General features: G+C 37.5%; 20 protein-coding genes. 13 read left to right on the forward strand and 7 right to left on the reverse strand.

Translation table 11 applies throughout. The features are described 5' to 3' along the window. Nucleotides 1-12: 12 nt before the first annotated feature. The 4 genes from V4T18_RS00790 to V4T18_RS00805 all read left to right on the forward strand — a co-directional run bounded on the left by V4T18_RS00790 (nt 13) and on the right by V4T18_RS00805 (nt 3,825). The gene (locus tag V4T18_RS00790; protein WP_332645462.1) at nt 13-552 is read left to right on the forward strand and encodes a hypothetical protein; all 540 of its coding nucleotides are present in this window, start codon (nt 13-15) and stop codon (nt 550-552) included. A 14-nt stretch (nt 553-566) separates the two neighbouring features. Then, nucleotides 567-1,961: an MBL fold metallo-hydrolase gene (locus V4T18_RS00795; RefSeq protein WP_332645465.1), complete on the forward strand. Its 1,395-nt coding sequence runs from the start codon at nt 567-569 to the stop codon at nt 1,959-1,961. Nucleotides 1,962-2,162: 201 nt separating this feature from the next. Continuing rightward, the gene (locus V4T18_RS00800; protein ID WP_332645466.1) at nt 2,163-3,197 is read left to right on the forward strand and encodes an ATP-binding protein; all 1,035 of its coding nucleotides are present in this window, start codon (nt 2,163-2,165) and stop codon (nt 3,195-3,197) included. After that, entirely contained in the window at nt 3,190-3,825 is a 636-nt protein-coding gene (locus tag V4T18_RS00805) for a response regulator transcription factor (protein ID WP_332645468.1), read from the forward strand. The genes V4T18_RS00800 and V4T18_RS00805 overlap by 8 nt, the downstream gene beginning before the upstream one ends. 600 nt (nt 3,826-4,425) lie before the next feature. Here V4T18_RS00805 and V4T18_RS00810 read toward each other — a convergent pair. Both V4T18_RS00810 and V4T18_RS00815 read right to left on the reverse strand, forming a co-directional pair. Then, nucleotides 4,426-5,274: an MBL fold metallo-hydrolase gene (locus V4T18_RS00810; protein ID WP_332645470.1), complete on the reverse strand. Its 849-nt coding sequence runs from the start codon at nt 5,272-5,274 to the stop codon at nt 4,426-4,428. Nucleotides 5,275-5,278: 4 nt separating this feature from the next. Further along, a complete protein-coding gene (locus V4T18_RS00815; RefSeq protein ID WP_332645473.1) occupies nt 5,279-5,728 on the reverse strand; it encodes a MarR family winged helix-turn-helix transcriptional regulator in 450 nt (149 codons plus the stop codon). Nucleotides 5,729-6,198: 470 nt separating this feature from the next. Between V4T18_RS00815 and V4T18_RS00820 the strand changes: the two genes are divergently transcribed. The 4 genes from V4T18_RS00820 to cydS all read left to right on the forward strand — a co-directional run bounded on the left by V4T18_RS00820 (nt 6,199) and on the right by cydS (nt 9,559). Continuing rightward, nucleotides 6,199-6,975: a sulfite exporter TauE/SafE family protein gene (locus tag V4T18_RS00820; RefSeq protein ID WP_332645475.1), complete on the forward strand. Its 777-nt coding sequence runs from the start codon at nt 6,199-6,201 to the stop codon at nt 6,973-6,975. 115 nt (nt 6,976-7,090) lie between these two features. Then, nucleotides 7,091-8,431 carry a cytochrome ubiquinol oxidase subunit I gene (locus V4T18_RS00825; RefSeq protein ID WP_332645478.1) on the forward strand — a complete coding sequence of 447 codons (1,341 nt, stop codon included), beginning with the start codon at nt 7,091-7,093 and terminating at the stop codon, nt 8,429-8,431. Beyond that, complete coding sequence (locus V4T18_RS00830) at nt 8,422-9,450, forward strand: cytochrome d ubiquinol oxidase subunit II (RefSeq protein WP_332645480.1); 1,029 nt, start codon at nt 8,422-8,424, stop codon at nt 9,448-9,450. The genes V4T18_RS00825 and V4T18_RS00830 overlap by 10 nt, the downstream gene beginning before the upstream one ends. 13 nt (nt 9,451-9,463) lie before the next feature. Further along, nucleotides 9,464-9,559 (forward strand): cytochrome bd oxidase small subunit CydS, encoded by a 96-nt coding sequence (gene cydS, locus V4T18_RS18320; RefSeq protein WP_442916882.1) that lies wholly within the window; start codon nt 9,464-9,466, stop codon nt 9,557-9,559. A 95-nt stretch (nt 9,560-9,654) separates the two neighbouring features. Here the strand turns inward: cydS and V4T18_RS00835 are convergent, their stop codons facing one another. The 3 genes from V4T18_RS00835 to mscL form a co-directional block, all read right to left on the reverse strand. Beyond that, nucleotides 9,655-10,824: an aminotransferase class I/II-fold pyridoxal phosphate-dependent enzyme gene (locus V4T18_RS00835; protein WP_332645481.1), complete on the reverse strand. Its 1,170-nt coding sequence runs from the start codon at nt 10,822-10,824 to the stop codon at nt 9,655-9,657. Between the two features lie 3 nt (nt 10,825-10,827). After that, the gene (locus V4T18_RS00840; RefSeq protein ID WP_332645483.1) at nt 10,828-11,940 is read right to left on the reverse strand and encodes a methionine biosynthesis PLP-dependent protein; all 1,113 of its coding nucleotides are present in this window, start codon (nt 11,938-11,940) and stop codon (nt 10,828-10,830) included. 175 nt (nt 11,941-12,115) lie between these two features. Further along, nucleotides 12,116-12,499 (reverse strand): large conductance mechanosensitive channel protein MscL, encoded by a 384-nt coding sequence (mscL, locus tag V4T18_RS00845; RefSeq protein ID WP_332645486.1) that lies wholly within the window; start codon nt 12,497-12,499, stop codon nt 12,116-12,118. Between the two features lie 250 nt (nt 12,500-12,749). Between mscL and V4T18_RS00850 the strand changes: the two genes are divergently transcribed. Continuing rightward, a complete protein-coding gene (locus tag V4T18_RS00850; protein ID WP_332645488.1) occupies nt 12,750-13,448 on the forward strand; it encodes a lytic transglycosylase domain-containing protein in 699 nt (232 codons plus the stop codon). A 51-nt stretch (nt 13,449-13,499) separates the two neighbouring features. Here the strand turns inward: V4T18_RS00850 and V4T18_RS00855 are convergent, their stop codons facing one another. Together V4T18_RS00855 and V4T18_RS00860 are read right to left on the reverse strand one after the other, a co-directional pair. Continuing rightward, nucleotides 13,500-13,757, reverse strand: coding sequence for a GlsB/YeaQ/YmgE family stress response membrane protein (locus V4T18_RS00855; RefSeq protein ID WP_332645491.1), 258 nt, complete (start codon nt 13,755-13,757; stop codon nt 13,500-13,502). Nucleotides 13,758-13,853: 96 nt separating this feature from the next. Then, nucleotides 13,854-14,396, reverse strand: a complete 543-nt coding sequence (locus V4T18_RS00860) for a cysteine hydrolase family protein (RefSeq protein WP_332645493.1) — start codon at nt 14,394-14,396, stop codon at nt 13,854-13,856. A gap of 335 nt (nt 14,397-14,731) precedes the next feature. Between V4T18_RS00860 and V4T18_RS00865 the strand changes: the two genes are divergently transcribed. The 4 genes from V4T18_RS00865 (at nt 14,732) to ilvD (ending at nt 20,062) form a co-directional block, all read left to right on the forward strand. Beyond that, a complete protein-coding gene (locus V4T18_RS00865) occupies nt 14,732-15,919 on the forward strand; it encodes an alanine racemase (protein ID WP_332645496.1) in 1,188 nt (395 codons plus the stop codon). Next, complete coding sequence (locus tag V4T18_RS00870) at nt 15,907-17,223, forward strand: D-arabinono-1,4-lactone oxidase (protein WP_332645498.1); 1,317 nt, start codon at nt 15,907-15,909, stop codon at nt 17,221-17,223. Before V4T18_RS00865 ends, V4T18_RS00870 begins: the two co-directional genes overlap by 13 nt. A 264-nt stretch (nt 17,224-17,487) precedes the next feature. Next, complete coding sequence (ilvE, locus tag V4T18_RS00875) at nt 17,488-18,366, forward strand: branched-chain-amino-acid transaminase (protein ID WP_332645500.1); 879 nt, start codon at nt 17,488-17,490, stop codon at nt 18,364-18,366. Nucleotides 18,367-18,391: 25 nt separating this feature from the next. After that, nucleotides 18,392-20,062, forward strand: coding sequence for a dihydroxy-acid dehydratase (ilvD, locus tag V4T18_RS00880; protein WP_332645502.1), 1,671 nt, complete (start codon nt 18,392-18,394; stop codon nt 20,060-20,062). Nucleotides 20,063-20,433 lie beyond the last annotated feature (371 nt).

Consider the following 20,433-nt stretch of genomic DNA (forward strand, 5'->3'; position numbering starts at 1 on the left):
GAGGCATGAGTGATGGAAACGAATCCGTTACTAGAGCAACTAAAGCAACCAGAAGTGCAAGCCACTCTCGTATCTTTACTACAGCAATTGCCTGCCTACGAGAAAAACTTACAAGCAATCGATAACGTAGTGAGTTTTGGCCAAGCGGTACTGCAAGACGAGCAAGCAATTCAAAAATACGATGAACTTGTGCGAAGCTACAATCTTAATCTTGAAACAGTGGAAGCATTAGTTGGCTTACTAGAAAAATTGCCAAAGCTTCTACAAATAATTGATAAACTAGAGGATGTACTCGATTTTGCAACCGCTGTGCTAAGAGATCAACAAACAATCGATTATGCAACAGCCAGCATCCAATCTTACACAGAACCCGTTGTAGAAAAAGGAAAGCAAGGCTTATTACTAGTAAAAGAAATTCAACAAAGAGCAGAAGATACAACAGAACCTGTCAAACTCTTTACGATTATGAAATGGTTAAAAGACCCTAGTGTTCAAAAGTCATTGAAATATGTACAAGCGACACTACAGGTTTTAAATAAAAAATCAAATTAAAAGGAGAGATTTTTATGTTATTACGTTATTTCTATGATGAAAAATTAGCACACGCTTCTTACATGGTAGGCTGTCAACGAAAAGGGGAGGCAGTAATTGTTGACCCAATGCGCAACATCGAGCCATATATCCAAGTAGCTCAAAAAGAAAATATGAAAATCGTTGGGACATTAGAAACGCACATCCATGCTGATTTTGTAGCAGGTTCTCGTGAATTAGCTGATCGCTTCGGTGCAACAATGTATATTTCAGATGAAGGCGATGAAAACTGGAAATATCAAAATTTAGAAGGTATTAACTATGTGTTATTAAAAGATGGTGACAAATTTGAGCTTGGTAAGCTTATTTTTGAAGTGATGCATACCCCAGGTCATACGCCAGAATCGATTTCATTCCTGTTAACAGATGGCGCAGCAGCAGATAAGCCGATTGGAATCTTCACAGGTGACTTTGTGTTCGCTGGTGACATTGGTCGACCAGACTTACTTGAAAAAGCAGCTGGTATTCAAGGCACGGCCGATGCAGGGGCAAAAGTGATGTACACTTCGGTTGAACGCTTTAAAGAGTTACCAGACTATTTACAAGTATGGCCGGCACATGGAGCAGGTAGTGCGTGTGGAAAAGCGCTTGGTGCAGTACCTTCGACAACGGTTGGCTACGAAAAACAATTCAACTGGGCAATGCAATTTGATAACGAGCCAGACTTTGTTGCAGCATTATTAGACGGTCAACCAGAACCACCTTACTACTTTGCGGTAATGAAATCAGTGAATAAAATTGGTATTGAGTTAATTAAAAATTTACCAGAGCTACAAGTCATTACTTCAGTTGAGGAAATTGAAGGATTGATTGCAGCAGGACAGCAAGTAGTAGATACACGTGATGCACAAAGCTTCTCACAAGGACATATTAAGGGAACGATGAATGTGCCATTCAATAATTCATTCACAAACTGGATGGGCTGGATTGTGAACTACAAGGAACCTTTATATTTACTAGTGGATCCTAAGCAGATGAATGATATGCTGATCGCCCTTCGCTCAATCGGTATCGACCAAGTTTTAGGGTATGGGGATGTAGAAGCGATGACCCAGCAAGCGAATGTACTAGATTCATATGAAAACGTTACACCTTTAGAAGCAAAAGCGATGATGGACGCAGAAGATGTAGCAGTATTAGATGTGCGTAATCTGACAGAATACAATGAAGGGCATATTGAAGAGGCACAGCACATTATGGTGGGTACATTAAAAAATCGTTTAGATGAAGTGCCAAATAAAAAGCTAATTGTTCAATGTCAAGCAGGTGGTCGTTCTGCGATTGCAGCGAGCGTATTAAAAGCAAATGGCTTCCACAATTTAGTCAATATGACTGGAGGCTATAGTCAATGGATAAATGAAGTAAAATAAGCCTATAATCTAAAAGAGTGTCTTCTGTATTAGAGACACTCTTTTAGTAGTTCCAAATTTAAGTGATAGGGAAAGAAAATTACGATTCAAAATTGAAGTCCATTATTTTGTTAAGGCTAATACGAGATAATGGTGATAGTATAAGTAGTACATAATAATACATTAAGGAACGATTAATCAATTTTTTAGGAGGTGTCATATATGCAATCCCGGCTACAAAATGAGTATTTACAGCAAATTTTTGAGCATATACAGGATGGTATTATTATTATGAAGGAGAGTAGGGAGATTGTGATGATGAACCCTGCTGCTAAGCTGTTAACTGGCTGGAAAATTGGTGATTTTGTACCTTTTTGCTCGTATTGTATGATTCGTAAAAGGGAGCAGGGGGAGCCGACCTGCTATTTAATTGCAAACAATGAGGTGCCTTCATTTTTATCAGAAATGCCAACCTATCATGGACGGAAAATTGATGTAGAAATGAGTACTGCAGCTATTTATGCTAATGAAAATACAGGGGAAACGGAATACCTACTTGTATTACGTGATCAAGAAACATTTAAAAAAGCACAAGAGGCGGCTATTAATAAAAAAATGATTCGAGCATTAATTGAGGCAAAGGAATCCGAGCATAAACGATTGGCACAGGAGCTGCATGATGGAGTCGGTCAATCATTATTTTCAGTTTCCGTTGCAATGCAGGCAATTGAATCGTTTGTGAAAGATAATGCGGAGCTAAATGACTATATCGCTGAGGTACGAAAAGAGCTTGAAAAAGTGATGAAGGATATTAGTGCCTATTCTCATCAATTAAGGCCACATAGTTTAGATCAATTAGGGCTCGAGCCTACGATACAAACAACAATTGCTGGAATTAAAAAAAATGTACCCCATTTGGACATTCAATTAACGACACGAGGTCTCGATCGATGTGATCCTGCGGTAGAAATAAACTTATATCGTATTACACAAGAAGCGCTACATAATATAATAAAATATGCAAAAGCAACTCAAGTTCATATCCACATTGTAAAGGATAATACGCATATTTATATGACCATCCAAGATAATGGAATTGGCTTTGAGCGAGAAAAGATTAAAAATGAGGGGCTTGGCTTAAAGCATATCGAGGAGCGTGTTGACCAATTGGGTGGTACGTGTTCGATTCTCTCAAAAGTTGGACAAGGTACATGTATCGACATTGTTATTCCTAGATGGAGGCCACAACATGATTAAAATATTACTCGTTGATGACCATGTATTAATCCGGAAGGGCATTGCGCTTCTTCTAGGGAACTATCCAGATATTACAGTTATAGGAGAAGCGAGTGACGGAGAAGAGGCGATCGGGCTTGCTTATCAAACAGAGCCTCATGTAATCTTAATGGATATTTCCATCCCGAATGGTCTAGATGGTTTTACTGCTACAAAGGAAATTAAAAAGAATTTACGAGAAACGAAGGTTATTATGCTAACGATGCATAACGAAATCGCCTATATTCAACAGGCGATGGAAGTTGGGGCAGATGGCTATATTTTAAAAAATAGCCAAGGTGGCGAAATGTATGAAGCGATTCAAAGTGTGTATACAGGTCGTCGCTATTATGAAGTCGGATTGCCACAAGATCAAATCGAAAAATTATTTAAGAAAAAAGGAAAAAACAACCCGGATGTATTATCAACACGTGAACAAGAAATTGTTCGCTTAACGATTTTAGGCTTTACGAATATGCAAATTGCAGACAAGCTATTTATTAGTGCTAAAACGGTAGAAAACCATAAAGCCAACATTATGCAAAAGCTACATTTAAAAAGCAAGGCAGAACTTATTCAATATGGTATTACGAATAAATATATTATGTAGTATGCGGGGGCTGTCGAAGGAAATCTGCTCATCTCAAATTGGTGAGTAGATTTTTGCTATTTTCTATGTCGTGGTTGAAAATGAGTGATTAGATCGGCTTTTACCTTGATTAGTTTGGTTTGGCAGCGGTATAAAATCTAAACAAGTGAAACCTGTTCAACTCAGTGACATCTGTCAAAAGGGCTTTGAAATTTTATACAACCCCGAATGTTGCTGTTTACAAATCGTCAAGTAATAATTACATTTTTAAATAATACGAGAAGATAAGGGAAAACCCCTATATTTATAAAGTATCTTAAGAATGATAATAGGAGCGTAAACATTTTGTAAACGTCATACAGTTTATAATCCCTTCTTACCCTTTTATTGAGCGATAAAGCACTCGGCTTTATCGCTTTTTACATGTTAAATATTTAGGAAAAGCATAGAAACTTGTTCATCATCCACGAGGCACAATCCCGTTCATTCAATAGAGCGCCAGTTTTTAATCGTTCTACAAAATGTGAGTTACCTGATACCCAGATTATCCATCATTTCTATGCTTTGTTTCAATATTTAGCTCGTTTATTTGGTATTTCATAGTTCTCTAGTTCAATCAACTCATAATCCGTTAATAAAACAATAAACAATCTCTTCTTCTAACTGACTTAATTTACGGTTTAATCGAGTAGCTAGCTCATTAACCAAACTCAAGTGGTTTCTTTGATGTTTTTCTGTTAAATCACAAATTAACTTCAATAACTGTATATAACCGATAAAGTTCTCTTTAGATAATGGAGATTCATGTGACAGCACATAGATTTCGGCATCAAACATTTCAATATTTTCTAAGAGGCGTCTAACATTATCAATTGTATATTGTGGTTGTTGTGTGTAAATACTTGGATACAAACAGTCCCCTAAAAAAAGTACTTTTTCTTCTTCTACAAAAATGAGTGATGAATCGTCAGAATGATCTCCACCTACATGTTTGACTATACATCGAATCCCACCTAAATCAATCTCGAATTTTTCCTTAAAAGTAACATTAGGTAAAGTGATGGTGATATTTCTGTCTACTCCAAATTCCTTTTTTATCATTTCTGAACAAAACGGATTCTCTAAGCCTTTTTCTACACGACTATCTAAAGCCTGGTCTGACCAATCATACTCCATAATTTTCTCGAGATGTATTTTTGTGTTTTCATGTGCGATAGTTAATATATTCATCTCATTTGTTCCAAAGCTATGATCCCAATGCCAGTGTGTTAATACTACAGAATGATAATTAGTAATTTGGTATTTGTTAAGTTCTTTAAGAAATAACTTAGCATGTTTATCAGAATTTCCTGCATCTACAATTAAAGTTTGGTGAACTCCACATATGGCAGACAGTATTGGTCGATCTGTTTCACTGTTATGCGGTAAATAATATATACGATTAGTTAATTGTTTCAAATTTTCCCCCATTATCTTAACTCCCTTTGTTTTTTGTAGTTCCAACAATCTTATTTAATGTATCAAGCACATTTTTTAATGCTGCTAAACTTACTTTCGAATAATATTTTTCCACAAGAATGTCGTCAATTTTTTTTAGAAGCTGATGAAACTCTTGCCCTCTATGTCCAAGATAAATAAAGGTTTCTCTACGGTTTATTGAATTTTCTTGACGATGTATCATGTTCATTTCTTCGAGCTTTGAAATTACTTGGCTAACTGCACTTTTGGAAATATCAAAATGATTTGCAATATCATTTGCAATTACAGGCTCATTACGAATGATATAAAACATGATAATTTCTTGTTGGGGAGTCAAATGGAAGTTTTCTAATTCCTCAACCTCTTTTGTTTCTTTTAAAACTAACAACTTGAACTGCTCAAACTTTTGATTAATTTCATCTATGATTGTTAAATAATCATGCACAGGCTTACCATCTCCAATTCAACTTAAAGGTTTATAGTTAAGTTAAGTTTACTTAACTATTTTGTGTTTGTCAATGATTGGGATTTTTGAAGGGGGCTAATAAGCGACTAGTCTTGACATCTTTGTCCTTATTAGTAGGGGGAATTCCAAAAAAAGTTCTAGATTACCTATCACACAAGATAAAGAAAACATGCTTAGAAAGTAGGGGATTAAAAAAACTGATATTCATAAATTTGGGATTCAAGAAAGGGGGACATTTTGGTATATCTTTTAAGTATATGTCCTCAAAGTAGCGGTTTTGGTTTTATTCATTTTTTATCTTCACTATTAATAAGTGTCGCTTCATTTCATTGATTCATTAAACACACAAATCCGCCTTTTTCTCTAGCATTATAGGGGCTTCCCCCTATACTTTAGCAACCGCGCACTCTCTATACTTAAAGTAAATAAAGGAGAAGGAAGGTGGTACGATGGATTTTGCATTCATCGTCGTCATATTTTTAATTGGTTTTATTGGATCATTCGTATCAGGGATGGTTGGTGTAGGGGGATCCATTATTAAATACCCGATGCTCCTGTATATTCCTCCGTTATTTGGGTTAGCAGCTTTCACCGCACATGAAGTTTCTGGGATTAGTGCTATTCAAGTATTCTTTGCATCGATTGCGGGTGTATGGGCATATCGTAAAAGTGGCTATTTAAACAAAACACTTATTCTTTATATGGGTACGGCGATTTTAGTTGGTAGCTTTATTGGTAGCTTTGGTTCTAGCATGTTATCGGAAGCGGCAGTGAATATCGTATACGGTGTGTTGGCATTAATTGCAGCTGTGATGATGTTTATTCCAAAAAAACAAATCGATGATAAGCCATTAGATCAACTTACATTTAGCAAATCACTAGCAGCTACCTTGGCGTTTATCGTTGGGATTGGCTCGGGGATTGTGGGAGCTGCGGGGGGCTTTTTATTAGTCCCAATTTTACTCGTCGTATTAAAAATTCCAACACGTATGACGATTGCAACAAGCTTAGCGATTACGTTTATTTCATCGATTGGTGGAACAGTCGGCAAAATTATGACAGGGCAAATCGACTATGGACCAGCAGCGGTCATGATCGTAGCAAGTATCATTTCGGCTCCACTTGGCGCAAAAATTGGCGGCAAGCTCAATACAAAAGCGTTGCAAGCGATTTTAGCTCTATTAATATTAGGAACAGCCATTAAAACATGGTTAGACATTTTATAAGAGGTGATACGTTATGGAAAAATCGAAAGGGTTTATGATTACAAGCTTTACCATTTCAGCTGTGTTTTTAGTAGCGGTAATTTCAACAATATTTGGCGTTTAGGAGTGAATCCACATGGAAGAGGCAAGTGTCTTTTGGAGTAGAGCATTAACCGAATTAACATTATCTTTCCATATTATTTTTGCAACGCTCGGTGTGGGAGTGCCGTTAATGATATTAATTGCTCAATATGTCGGCTATAAGAAAAATGATATGCACTATACGATGATGGCAAGACGTTGGGCACGTGGCTTTACGATTACAGTCGCAGTCGGTGTCGTAACAGGGACGGTCATCGGCTTACAGTTATCACTACTGTGGCCAGAGTTTATGGAATTAGCAGGGCAGGTAATTGCATTACCGCTATTCATGGAAACATTCGCATTCTTCTTTGAGGCGATTTTCTTAGGAATTTATTTATATACTTGGGATCGATTTAAGAATCCTAAACATCATATGCTACTACTTATTCCTGTAGCAATAGGGGCATCGATGTCAGCTGTATTTATAACGATTGTTAATGCCTTTATGAATGCGCCACAAGGATTTGATATCGTCGGTGGCGAGCTCATCAATATCCAACCGATTTTAGCGATGTTTACACCTGCTATGCCGACAAAAATTGGGCATGTACTCGTAACAAGCTATATGACGGTCGCCTTTATTTTAGCAGCGATTGCAGCGTATAAGCTATTGCGTGGTGAAGACCATATGTATCACAAAAAAGCGTTATATATGATGATGAAATTAGGTGTTATTTTCTCGATTGCTTCAGCATTAATTGGTGACTTTTCTGCAAAATATTTAGCTGAATATCAGCCTGAAAAGCTAGCCGCAGCAGAGTGGCATTTTGAAACAGAAGAAGGAGCAGATTTAATCCTCTTTGGTGTATTAGATGAAGGGGAAATCAAGTATGAAATCCGCATTCCTAAAATGTTAAGCTTTTTAGCGAGTAATGATTTCAACTCAGAAGTGATTGGGTTAGATCAATATCCAGAAGGCGAACATCCACCACTTATTACCCACTATCTCTTTGATATCATGGTAGTAATTGGTATGCTTATGATTTTCCTTTCCGTTGTTTATCTACTAGGGAAGTGGAAAAAGTGGCAATGGGTTGAATCAAGATGGTTCCGAGTATTGATCGTTTTAAGTGGTCCATTATCACTTGTAGCGATAGAAGCAGGCTGGTGGTTAGCGGAATTAGGACGACAACCATGGATATTATATGGCATTATGCGGACGGAGGACGGTGCGACAAGTGCTACCGGCGTAGAATATTTATTTGTCGCCTTTGCGATTGTTTACTTTGTGTTGGCAATCGGTAGTGTCGTCGTATTGCAGCGTATGTTTAAAAACAACCCGGTTGAAAAAGAATTAGCAGCACGACAAGGCGGTGATTCCTCATGGCATTAGAAATACTAGGCATTTCGGTACTTTGGCTTTTCTTATTTGGTTATGTTATTGTCGCATCGATTGATTTTGGCGCAGGATTTTTTAACGCCTATAGCTTAATGCGCGGTAATGACCATATTCTTTCCAACATTATTAAGCGGTATTTATCTCCTGTATGGGAAATTACGAACGTCTTTCTAGTCTTTTTCTTTGTGGGGATTGTCGGTTTCTTCCCACAAACCGCTTTTTATTATGGTACGATTTTATTAGTACCAGCTTCCCTTGCGCTTATTTTACTAACGATTCGTGGTAGTTACTATGCCTTTGAATCTTATAGTGGGATGAGTGGACATAAAGGCTATGCACTCGCTTATGGGGTGTCCGGGCTTTTTATTCCAGCTGCATTTTCCGTCATCTTAACGATTTCTGAAGGTGGCTTTGTGACGATGCAAGGCGATCAGCCAGTTTTGGACTATAAAGCATTGCTGACAAGTCCGTTATCCTGGTCTATCGTTGTATTAAGTGTTATAGCAGTATTGTATATCTCAGCGGTCTTTTTAACCTGGTACGCACAAAAGGCAGGGGATCATAAAGCGAGTGAATTGATGCGTAAATACGCACTTATTTGGGCGATTCCACTCATCATTAGTGCGCTAGGCATTATTATTGAGTTAAAGGCGCTTGGGAATTGGCACTATGCCCAAATGGTTGAGTTATCCGGGTTGTTTGGACTATCCGGTATTGTCTTTTTAGCGACAGTTTGGCTTCTATGGGCGAAAGTAAAATATGGATTAGCCGTCATTTTATTAGTCGTCCAGTTTGCGATCGCATTTTTTGCTTACGGGATTTCGCACTACCCATATTTACTTTACCCGTACCTAACAATCCATGATAGCTTTACGAATGAAGCGATGGCAATTGCACTCGTAGTGGCATTTGTTGTAGGTTTAGTATTACTCGTGCCTTCTTTATATTTAGTATTTAAACTATTTGTGTTTAATAAAGACTATGTATCTGGTAAAGAAGAAACACATGTGTAAGGAGTGTTAGATGATGCAAGATTTTTTAATCTTTTATGCACCAATTTTAGTCGTAATCGTTTCAATATTTGTTGCTTTTATTGCAGCAACAAAAACAAAATTAATTTAAAACTTTAATTCTAATACAATGTAAAAGGGGATGTTCAGAAAGAAAAAACTTTCTGAATATCCCCTAAGCTATTTAAATGGATTGAGTTTAAAGTATTATTTTATTTGCGCTACTTTTGTCGCTTTTTCTAATGCTTGTGTAAAGTCCTCAATTAAATCGTCCCCACTTTCTAAGCCAACAGAGAAACGTAATAGACCGTCAGTGATGCCTCGTTTTGCTCGTTCCTCAGGCTCCATCGCTGCATGGCTCATTTTTGCCGGGTACGATAAAATTGACTCTACACCGCCTAAGCTAACTGCAAAAACAGGAATTTTCATCGCCTCGACAAAAGCCTTGGCAATTTCATAGCTTGGTAAAGTAAAGGAGAGAACAGCTCCACCAGAAGTAGATTGAGCTGAGTGAATCTCGTATCCAGGATGTGTTGCTAAGCCTGGGTAATAAACTTTTTCTACTAACGAATGCCCATCTAAAAATGCTGCAATTAGTCCTGCTACTCGGCTTGACTCATTAAAACGTACCGCTGTCGTTTTCATATTTTGTATGAGTGTAAATGAGTCCTGGACACCAAGTACAGAGCCAAATGAATTTTGAATAAAGTATAGCGCTTCACTTACAGATGGGTCCTTCGTAACAACAAGACCTGCTACGATATCAGAATGGCCTGATAAGAATTTCGTTGCACTATGTATGACGATATCAACACCTAATGCTAACGGACGCTGATGAATAGGTGTCATAAATGTATTATCTAAAAATGTTAGTGCATTTATTTCACGTGCAATCTTTACGATACCTCTAATATCTGTAATGCCTAATGTTGGATTCGAAGGTGTTTCCATATATAATAGCTTTGTTTCTGTTTTAACAGCCCCTCGAACTGCCTCTAAATCTGTGAAGTCTACAAAAGTATGAGTAATACCAAAGCGTGGTAATACCTTAGTTACGAAGCGATATGTACCGCCGTATACATCCTCAGTTATTACAATATGGTCGCCCTTAGATAGCAGCATAAAGCACGCTGAAACTGCAGCCATACCTGTAGCAAATGCAAAGCCGCGATCGCCACCCTCAAGCTCTGCAATTGCTTTTTCTAGTGCAGCTCGTGTCGGGTTGCCAGAGCGTGCATAATCATACTCACCAAACTCATCCATTGACTCCTGATGGAAGGTTGATGATAGATACATTGGAACATTGACCGCACCTTTTTTATCCTCGTAGCCTTCTCGAATGGCGCCATGAATTAATGCTGTTTCAATTCTGCTCATTGCTTAACCTTCCTTTCGTAGAACATTAAATACTTGTTGTAAATCGGCGATAATATCGTCTCCCTCTTCAATTCCGACAGAAAAGCGAAGGAGGCGATCACAAACACCACGAGCTACACGTTCCTCATAGGGCATATCTGCATGCGTTTGTGTTGCAGGGTACGTAATAAAGCTTTCCACACCGCCAAGACTTTCAGCAAAAGTAATTAATTTCATGTTTTGTAGGAATGGATTGACCATACGCTCATCCTTCACACGGAAGCTTAGCATACCGCCTTTACCCGTATATAAAACATCTGTAACAAGCTCTTCTGCCTCTAAAAATGCTGCTACTTTTTTAGCGTTCGCATCATGCTGCTTCAAGCGTAAATGAAGCGTTTTTAATCCGCGAATAATAAGCCACGAATCCATAGGGGATAGAACTAAACCAATGCCGTTATGATTAAATGCTAATTTTTCACATAGCTCAGTTCCTTTTGCAACAACAAGACCTGCAAGCACATCATTATGACCACCGATATATTTTGTTGCACTATGTACAACGATATCTGCTCCAAGCTCGATTGGACGTTGGAAATATGGTGTGTAGAATGTGTTGTCTACGATTAATAGTAAATTGTGCTCCTTAGCAAGTGTAGCATAAGCCTTTAAATCAATTTCTTGCATAAGTGGATTAGTTGGTGTTTCGATAAATAAAGCCTTTGTATTACTATTAATTAATGTTTTTACTTCATCTACTGATAGAAAAGGGGAGTATACTGGGTTAATGTTATATTGCTCGGAGTATACTTTGAATAAGCGGTACGTCCCTCCGTATAAATCCTCTGGTACAATGATTTCATCGCTCGGCTTGAATAAAGAAAGCACGAGTTGAATAGCTGCCATGCCGGAGCTACAAGCAAAGCCAGCATCGCCTCCTTCTAAATCTGCAATTCCTTTTTCTAAAATCTCACGTGTAGGATTTTTCGTTCGTGTATAATCATAGCCTGTTGATTGACCAATTCCTTCATGTTTATACGCGGTAGATAAATAAATAGGTGGATTGACAGCGCCAGTCTTTGGATCACTTAAGTTACCAAGCTGAACGAGCTTCGTTTCAATTTTACGGTTTATCATAGTATCACTCTCTCTGTCCAATGATTTTACGAAACATTTTGAATGCATCGACTATTAAACCAATTTAACATGTATAATCATTCCCGACAATACTTATAGTGATTGTTTAACAAAAACGAGAGAGTAAGAAAAATAAAGACGCCTATTAGAATCAATAAGCGTCTGATGATTATAATTATTGTTTTTTCAATAGGTCACGAATTTCTCTTAATAGTTCTTCCTTTGCATCGAGTTCTGGAGCTGGCTCTTCTACGACCTCCTGCTCTTTTTTACGATTCAGTTTGTTCAGTAAACGAAGTGCCATAAAGATAGCAAAAGCAATAATTGTAAAATCAATGATTGATTGAATAAATGTACCGAAGAAAAACTCTGACTCCTTATATTTCCAAACAAATTTATTCGTAAAGTCAATACCACCTGTAATAACACCGATAAAAGGTGTAATAATATTTTCGACTAATGAAGAAACGATCTTACCAAATGCAGCACCAATGACTACTGCTACTGCTAGATCCATTACATTTCCACGCATCGCAAATTCTTTAAAATCTTTCCACATACGATTGTACGCTCCTTTATTGTATACTTATGGATGATAGATTTTTATTCTAGTCATTTCTCTATTACAATTCAACTAATAGATATTATTTTTTTCGATCATAGCTTTTGTAGGTTCGTCATTCGGAGTTAGGTAGGACAAAAAAGTTATAGCTAGCCTATTGAAATGTCGTCCTGTCGGAACGGGAATCAACCTTACGTTTTGTTGATGAGACCTATTCAGAATAAATAATTGAAGGTTCGGTGATATAGTGGGCAAGAAAAAAAAAGAGAATAAACCTTATATTTCTCCAAGAGTTAAATTATTTTTAATCATTTTACTAATTCCAGTGGCCATTACAGTTTATTTTTTTGTATTTTTGGCGTGGCAAGGTTTAAGGGAGCTACCAATGTTTGAGGATAAGGTAGAGGAAACAGACCTTCAGCGAATACAAGCTAATTTTGATTTAGAAATCCCTGTTGAATACATACCGATATATATAAAAGCTGGTGAAAAGTATAATGTACCTTGGACATTACTTGCTGCACACCATCGAATCGAAACGCGTTTTTCAACCATGAAAACACTCATCTCACCAGTTGGGGCAGAGGGACATATGCAGTTTATGCCCTGCACATTTGTTGGATGGAAGCACCCGACATGTTCAGGACTTGGAGAAGGGGATATAAGCGAGACAGACAAAACCAACCCAGCGATTATTAAAAAATACGGTGGTTATGGTGTAGATGCAAATGAGGATGGTGTAGCTGATCCGTTTCAAATTGAGGATGCCATTTATTCAGCAGCCAATTTTTTATCAATTGCTGGAGCGTCTCAAGGCGAGATAAAAAAAGCAGTGTATCAGTATAATCATAGCGAGGAGTATGTAGAGGATATACTTTATTATTATGAACTTTATAAAAAGTATAAGGACGATATTGAATCTATTGTTGTGGCGACAAAATTATAAAAAACGAGGGGCTGCTAGATGCAACCCCTGGCCTTGAGCTATCATTTTAATTTATGTGGCTTTTTGCATCGATTTCATAATAAGACTAACAATTAGAATCAATACGATTGCTCCAATTAACGCTGGAAATACGTAAAAATCCGAAACTTTCCAGCCCCAATTACCTAATACTAAACTTCCTATCCAAGAACCGACAATACCTGCTACAATGTTACCTATCACACCACCAGGTACGTCTTTTCCTAAAATAACGCCAGCTAACCATCCTAGTACACCACCGATGATTAGAAACCAAATGAAGCTAATCATGATTGCCAACTCCCTTATTTAGTATTAAAAAATGATAGCGTCTATAGAATTATTTCCTAAAGGCAATGGAATTAAACGTAGCATCCATTATCTTTTCTAAACTAGATCTACCCCTAACGTACTAGTGAAATGTTCTAGAGCCCATTGATGCCCAGCTTCATTAAAGCTTGCTACTCCATCACGGTAGATTGTTATTTTATAGCCGTAGTTATACGCATCCACAGCTGTGTGCAATATACAAATATCCGTACAAACTCCAACTAAATGAATTTCGTGGATTTTACGTTCTTGTAATAGTTGATGTAAATTCGTTCCAGCAAAAGCACTGTAGCGTGTTTTATTTAGAGAAATACAGTGCTGCTTATTTTTATCATATGCATCCTTTACTGTTCCGTATAGTTCTCTTCCTACTGTCCCCGCAATATTATGTGGTGGAAATAGTTTTGCCTCCGGGTGGTATGTATCACCCTCATAATGAATATCATTAGCAAACACAACTAATTGCTCCTCTTGTAAAAACTGTTGGATTAACCTTGTAATTTTTAATTCGATTGCCTGACCGGGAGCACCGCAAGTTAATTTTCCATCATCCGCAACAAAATCTACCGTGTAGTCAATTACAATTAAAGCCGTATTCAAAATTTTTTCCCCCTTACTTCATTTTCTTTATTATGCATTTCAATTACAAAAAGAGCAAAAAAACAACGAAATAATATTCTAATAATTTTGTCAATTGAATAAGGTTGCTGTATAATTTTTTTAAGATGAGGTGATGACGAATGGATAGCGAGTTAATGAAAAAATTAAACCGCCAGGCAATCATCTTTGTAATTTTTCATACAATCATCTTATTAAATTTCGCATTTGAATTTTTATTATTCTCATAAAAAAGTCTAGCTTTATGCTAGGCTTTTTCTTTAGTAAAGTTTCGAACAATCATCAAAAGTATTAGTTGAATAGATTGGAGGTAGGCTATGAGTAAATATAATACGGTCTTTGATGCAATCACACGCCCTTTTGCTTGGCTTGATTATGATGCACTTGATCAGAATATTGCATTCGTTCAAAATGCATGCGGGAACAAAAAAATTCGTCTTGCTACAAAATCAATTCGGTCAGTTGAAGTACTCCGCTATCTTCACAATAAGTTATCTAATTGTAGCGGTTTGATGACATTTACAGGAGAAGAAACGATTTATTTAATCGAGCAAGGCTTCGACCATTTATTGATCGGATATCCAATTATGGAAGAAACCTCAATCCTGACGCTGTTACAATTTGCGAAAGCTGGCTACGATATTACATTTATGGTAGACCATATCGATCAAGTTAACCTTATACAACACCATGCTTCACAGCTCGATGTCATTGCACAAGTTTGTATTGATATAAATCTATCAGTAGATTTTAAGTTTATTTATTTTGGAACAAAGCGTTCTCCTTTAGATGGTTACGAAAAAATTGCTCAAGTGATACACCATATAATGGCACAGCCTAATGTAGTGGTTCACGGGGTAATGGGCTACGAGGCACAAATAGCTGGATTAGCAGATAGTAGTCGAAGGAGCACAGGGTGGCTTAAAGAAACGATTAAGGATGGGCTTATTAAGGAGTTAAAGAAGCAATCAATTTTCCATTTGGAGCAGCTTCGTTTGGAAGCATTGAATTTAATAAAGACGTTAGCCCAGCCAGCTATTATTAACGGTGGTGGTTCTGGAAGTATGCAATATACGGCAAATCAACAGGTGACGGAAATTACAGTTGGATCAGCCTTCTATGCGCCAGCTTTATTTGATGGGTATAACGCTTTAGAGCTTCAGCCAGCTGCCGGCTTTGCACTATCGGTTACTAGAAAGTTTAGTGAGAATATTGTGGTATGTCACGGTGGAGGATATATCGCCTCAGGTGCACCAAATACGGACCGTTTGCCTCAATTTTTAGAACAACAAAAGTATGAATATTTGGCAACAGAAGGAGCTGGTGAAGTACAAACGCCAATTAAAATCAAACAAGGTAACGTAGCTTTAGGGGATTCAATTTATTTTCGACATGCTAAGGCAGGGGAGCTTTGTGAACGATTTTTAGCGTTACACAGTATTCGAGGCAATGATTATTTAGGACCTATAAAAACGTATAGAGGTGATGGACAATGTTTTCTGTGAAAAATTGGCGCGATGGTCAAGCCTGGAAGAATTGGTCTGAAAATTATTTATCCTTTCCAAGCTTTTATTCTCCTACAACGGTTGAAGAGGTTATGGAGATTGTTCAAAAGCATGCTAAAGAGCGAAAAACGATTCGAATTACTGGTGCTGCTCATTCTTTTAGTCCAGTAGCGATGCCGGAAATGTCGGCAATGTCTCTTCATCATTTACGAGGGTTGATTTCGGTTGATTTAAAAGCTATGGAAGCGACATTTTATGCCGGAACTTATCTATATGAAATAGGTCCATTATTAGAGCAGTATGGGCTTGCTCTCATAAATATGGGAGATATTAATGTTCAATCGTTAGCAGGAGTTATTTCAACTGGTACTCACGGAACGGGCATTAAGCTTGGCTCTTTTTCATCGATGGTTACGAAGTGGGGTTTTGTAAATGGAACAGGTGAGTATATAGAACATAGCAGGGGAGCCAATCCGCTTTCAGAAGCCTTACATGTTTCATTAGGACTACTGGGTGTTTTAGTCACAGTAACGATAAAGGTAATCCCTATTTATAGTTTACAATATGAATCAACTTCACAAAATATTAATACGGCTCTCTTAACTTTCCAAAGGGATATTCGTGCAAATAGACATTTAGAGTGGTATTACTTTCCAGGATCAGAAACTATTCAAGTTAAAAAAATGAACAATGTAGACTCTCAAAAAGCGAGTTCTATTCAAAGATCAATTGAAGGTATGAAGCTACAAGTTGTTGAAAATGGTCTGTTTTATATGGCCTCAAAACTATGCCAATGGCGACCGTCAATGAGCAGTACCGTTAGTAAAATTTCCTCCAAATTAGTATCACAAGGAGAAAGAACGGATATTTACTACAATATTTTTCCCTCACCACGCCATGTTAAGTTTGTCGAAATGGAGTATGCAATTCCTTTGAAGTATTTTGAATCCTGTATGGAAGAAATACATCATGCGTTTAAAAGTGAGAAATTTCAAGTGCATTTCCCGATTGAATGTCGAACTACAGCCGGTGAATCAGGCTATTTAAGTCCAACGCAAGGTGAGGAAAGTGCATTTATCGCATTTCATATGTTTAAAGGGATGGATGAAACAGCCTATTTTAATTGGGCACGATCGTTGATGAGAAAATGTAATGGTAGACCACATTGGGGGAAAATGAATGACTATTGCGCTGAAACAATCGAAAGTTATTACCCAAAAAATAAACAATTCAATTTTATTCGGATGCAGCATGACCCTCATAACATTTTTATGACATCATATTTTAGTAAAATTTTCCCTTAAAATCAGCGTTATTTTTATATTTAAAAGTATCATAGCGCAAAAATGAATTTTGTTGAAATTTCGAAATATTTAACCGAAACAGCGAAAATACAACAATAAGAACTATGAAAGCGTTTACGAAAATATCTATTATTTTAAATTGTTAAAATAATTAGAAAAATAGTGTTGACGGACCTTACATTTTCGTACTATGATAGCAACAATTTAATACGTTCGTTTCACTACACGAACATAATTATGTAACAAAAGAAAGAAGTGAAATTGATGGGTGAACAACTAATTTTTCTGAATGGTGATTTTGTAACAAAAGAGAATGCCGTTGTATCTGTTTATGATCATGGTTTCTTATATGGTGATGGCGTATTTGAAGGTATACGTGCTTATAACGGAAACGTATTTCGTTTAAAGGAGCATTTGATTCGTTTATATGAATCTGCCAAATCGATTTTGTTGGACATCCCTTACTCTTTAGAAGAGATGACCGATATTGTTACAGAAACTTTACGTAGAAATGAACTGAGTAGTGGTTATATTCGATTAGTTGTATCTCGTGGTAAAGGGAATTTAGGATTAGACCCACGAAATTGTACTTCGCCTAGCGTCGTCTGTATCGCTGAAGAGTTAGCCCTATTTCCTAAAGAGCTTTATGAAACAGGTGTAGAGATTATTACCGCATCTAGTCGACGAAGCCGTTCTGACGTTTTAAGCCCAAAAACAAAATCTCTTAATTATTTAAATAATATTTTAGTAAAAATCGAGGCAAATCTTGCGGGAGTACCTGAGGCATTAATGTTAAATGACCAAGGCTATGTAGCAGAAGGTTCTGGAGATAACATTTTTATTATAAAAGGTGATCAGTTAATAACGCCACCCGGTTATGTCGGTGCTCTTGAGGGAATTACTCGTAATGCAATTATGGATGTAGCAAAGCAAAAGGGCTATAAAGTAAAAGAAGATGTATTTACACGCCACGATGTGTATGTTGCAGATGAAGTATTTTTAACCGGCACTGCCGCAGAAGTAATTGCCGTTGTAAAAGTTGATGGTCGCGAAATTGGCAACGGAAAGCCAGGACCAATTACAAATAATATTTTAACTGGATTCCAAGAAATTGTAGAATTAGAAGGCACAAAATATTTATAGAAATTACACTTGAGGGGCGTTCTAAATGAGAAGTGATATGATTAAGCTAGGGGTAGACCGTGCTCCTCATCGTAGTCTTTTATATGCTACGGGAAAAGTAAAAGCAAGAGATTTAGATAAGCCTTTTATTGGTGTATGTAACTCTTATATTGATATTATTCCAGGACATGTACATTTACGCCAATTCGCGGATGTTGTTAAGGAAGCGATAATCGAAGCAGGCGGTATTCCATTCGAGTTCAATACAATTGGTGTTGACGATGGAATTGCAATGGGACATATCGGGATGCGCTATTCATTACCATCTCGTGAAATTATTGCCGATGCCGCAGAAACAGTGATTAATGCACACTGGCTTGATGGCGTATTTTACATACCAAACTGCGATAAAATTACACCAGGTATGTTAATGGCGGCTGTGCGAACGAATGTGCCATCTGTGTTTGTATCAGGTGGACCAATGGAAGCGGGAACATCCTCTAGTGGGAAACAACTTTCATTAACGAGCGTATTTGAGGGTGTAGGCGCGCTTAAATCCGGTAAAATGACTGAAGAAGAGCTATTAGATATTGAAAATAATGCATGCCCTACTTGTGGATCTTGTTCAGGAATGTTCACGGCAAATTCGATGAACTGTTTAATGGAAATGCTTGGAGTAGCCTTGCCAGGGAACGGAACAATCGTTGCAACAAGTGACGAGCGTCACAGACTAATTAAAGAGGCAGCCCAGCACTTAGTACGTATGGTTAAAGAGGATATTAAGCCTCGTGATATCATTACAAAAGAAGCGATTGATGATGCTTTTGCTCTAGATATGGCGATGGGTGGATCTACAAATACAGTGTTACACACATTAGCTATTGCAAATGAAGCTGAAATCGAGTATAACATTGAAGATATAAACAAAGTTGCCGAGCGTGTTCCTTACTTAGCAAAAATTATGCCTGCTTCAGATATCTCTATGGATGATATTGAAAAGGCAGGTGGCGTCAGTGCCATCATCAATGAATTAACAAAAATCCCTGGTGCAATTCATCCAGACCGTCAAACTATTGCGGGTGTTACAATGGGTGAACTTGTAAAGGATTATCATATTTCAAATGATCAAGTTATTCGTACTAAGGATAATCCGTATTCACCAGTGGGTGGTTTATCAGTATTATTCGGTAATATAGCTCCAGAAGGCTCTGTTATTAAAGTCGGAGCTGTAGACCCATCAATAAAGGTATTCTCTGGAGAGGCGATTGTTTTTGAATCACAGGAAGAGGCTCAAACTGCTATCGATAACGGTGAGGTTCGAGAAGGGCATGTTGTCGTCATTCGCTATGAAGGTCCTAAAGGTGGTCCTGGAATGCCAGAAATGCTTGCACCAACGTCTGCTATTCAAGGACGTGGCTTAGGAACAAAGGTTGCTTTAATTACTGACGGACGTTTCTCAGGTGCTTCTCGTGGAATTTCAATCGGTCATATTTCTCCTGAGGCTGCTGAAGGCGGACCAATTGCCTTAGTACAAAATGGAGATACAATTACGATTGATTTACCGAATAGAACGATCCAACTTGAAGTTTCGGAAGAGGTCCTTCAAGAACGTCGTCAAAATTTAACACCATTCCAACCAAAAATTAAACGCGGCTGGTTAGCTCGTTACTCAAAGTTAGTGACAAATGCTTCCCAGGGCGGTATTATGAAAATATAATATTTATCAAAACGTTGATGAGGTTAAAGGTGCTAGAGATTTGTATCTACCAGAGAGCCGGTGTTGCTGGAAGCCGGCGATACAACTAGTTCCGACATCCCCTCGGAGTGAGCTGTTAAACGCATTTGCCATTAGATAGCTCCGGGCATATTCGAAGTGCTCGTTATTAATGAATAGTGTGTCTTCTTTAGTTGCACATCGAATTTTCTGATTCTTTAAAACATTCGATGAAAGTAGACTTATATCACTATTCACGAGGTAGCTAAAATGCTATGAATAAGGGTGGTACCATGGAAAGTCTTTTTCATCCCTACGTAAAGGTTTTATTTTGCGTGCGGAGAAAAGGGCTTTTTATTTGCATATAAATCGAT

The sequence above is a fragment of the Lysinibacillus sp. 54212 genome (assembly GCF_036662795.1).
Classification (GTDB): domain Bacteria; phylum Bacillota; class Bacilli; order Bacillales_A; family Planococcaceae; genus Lysinibacillus_B.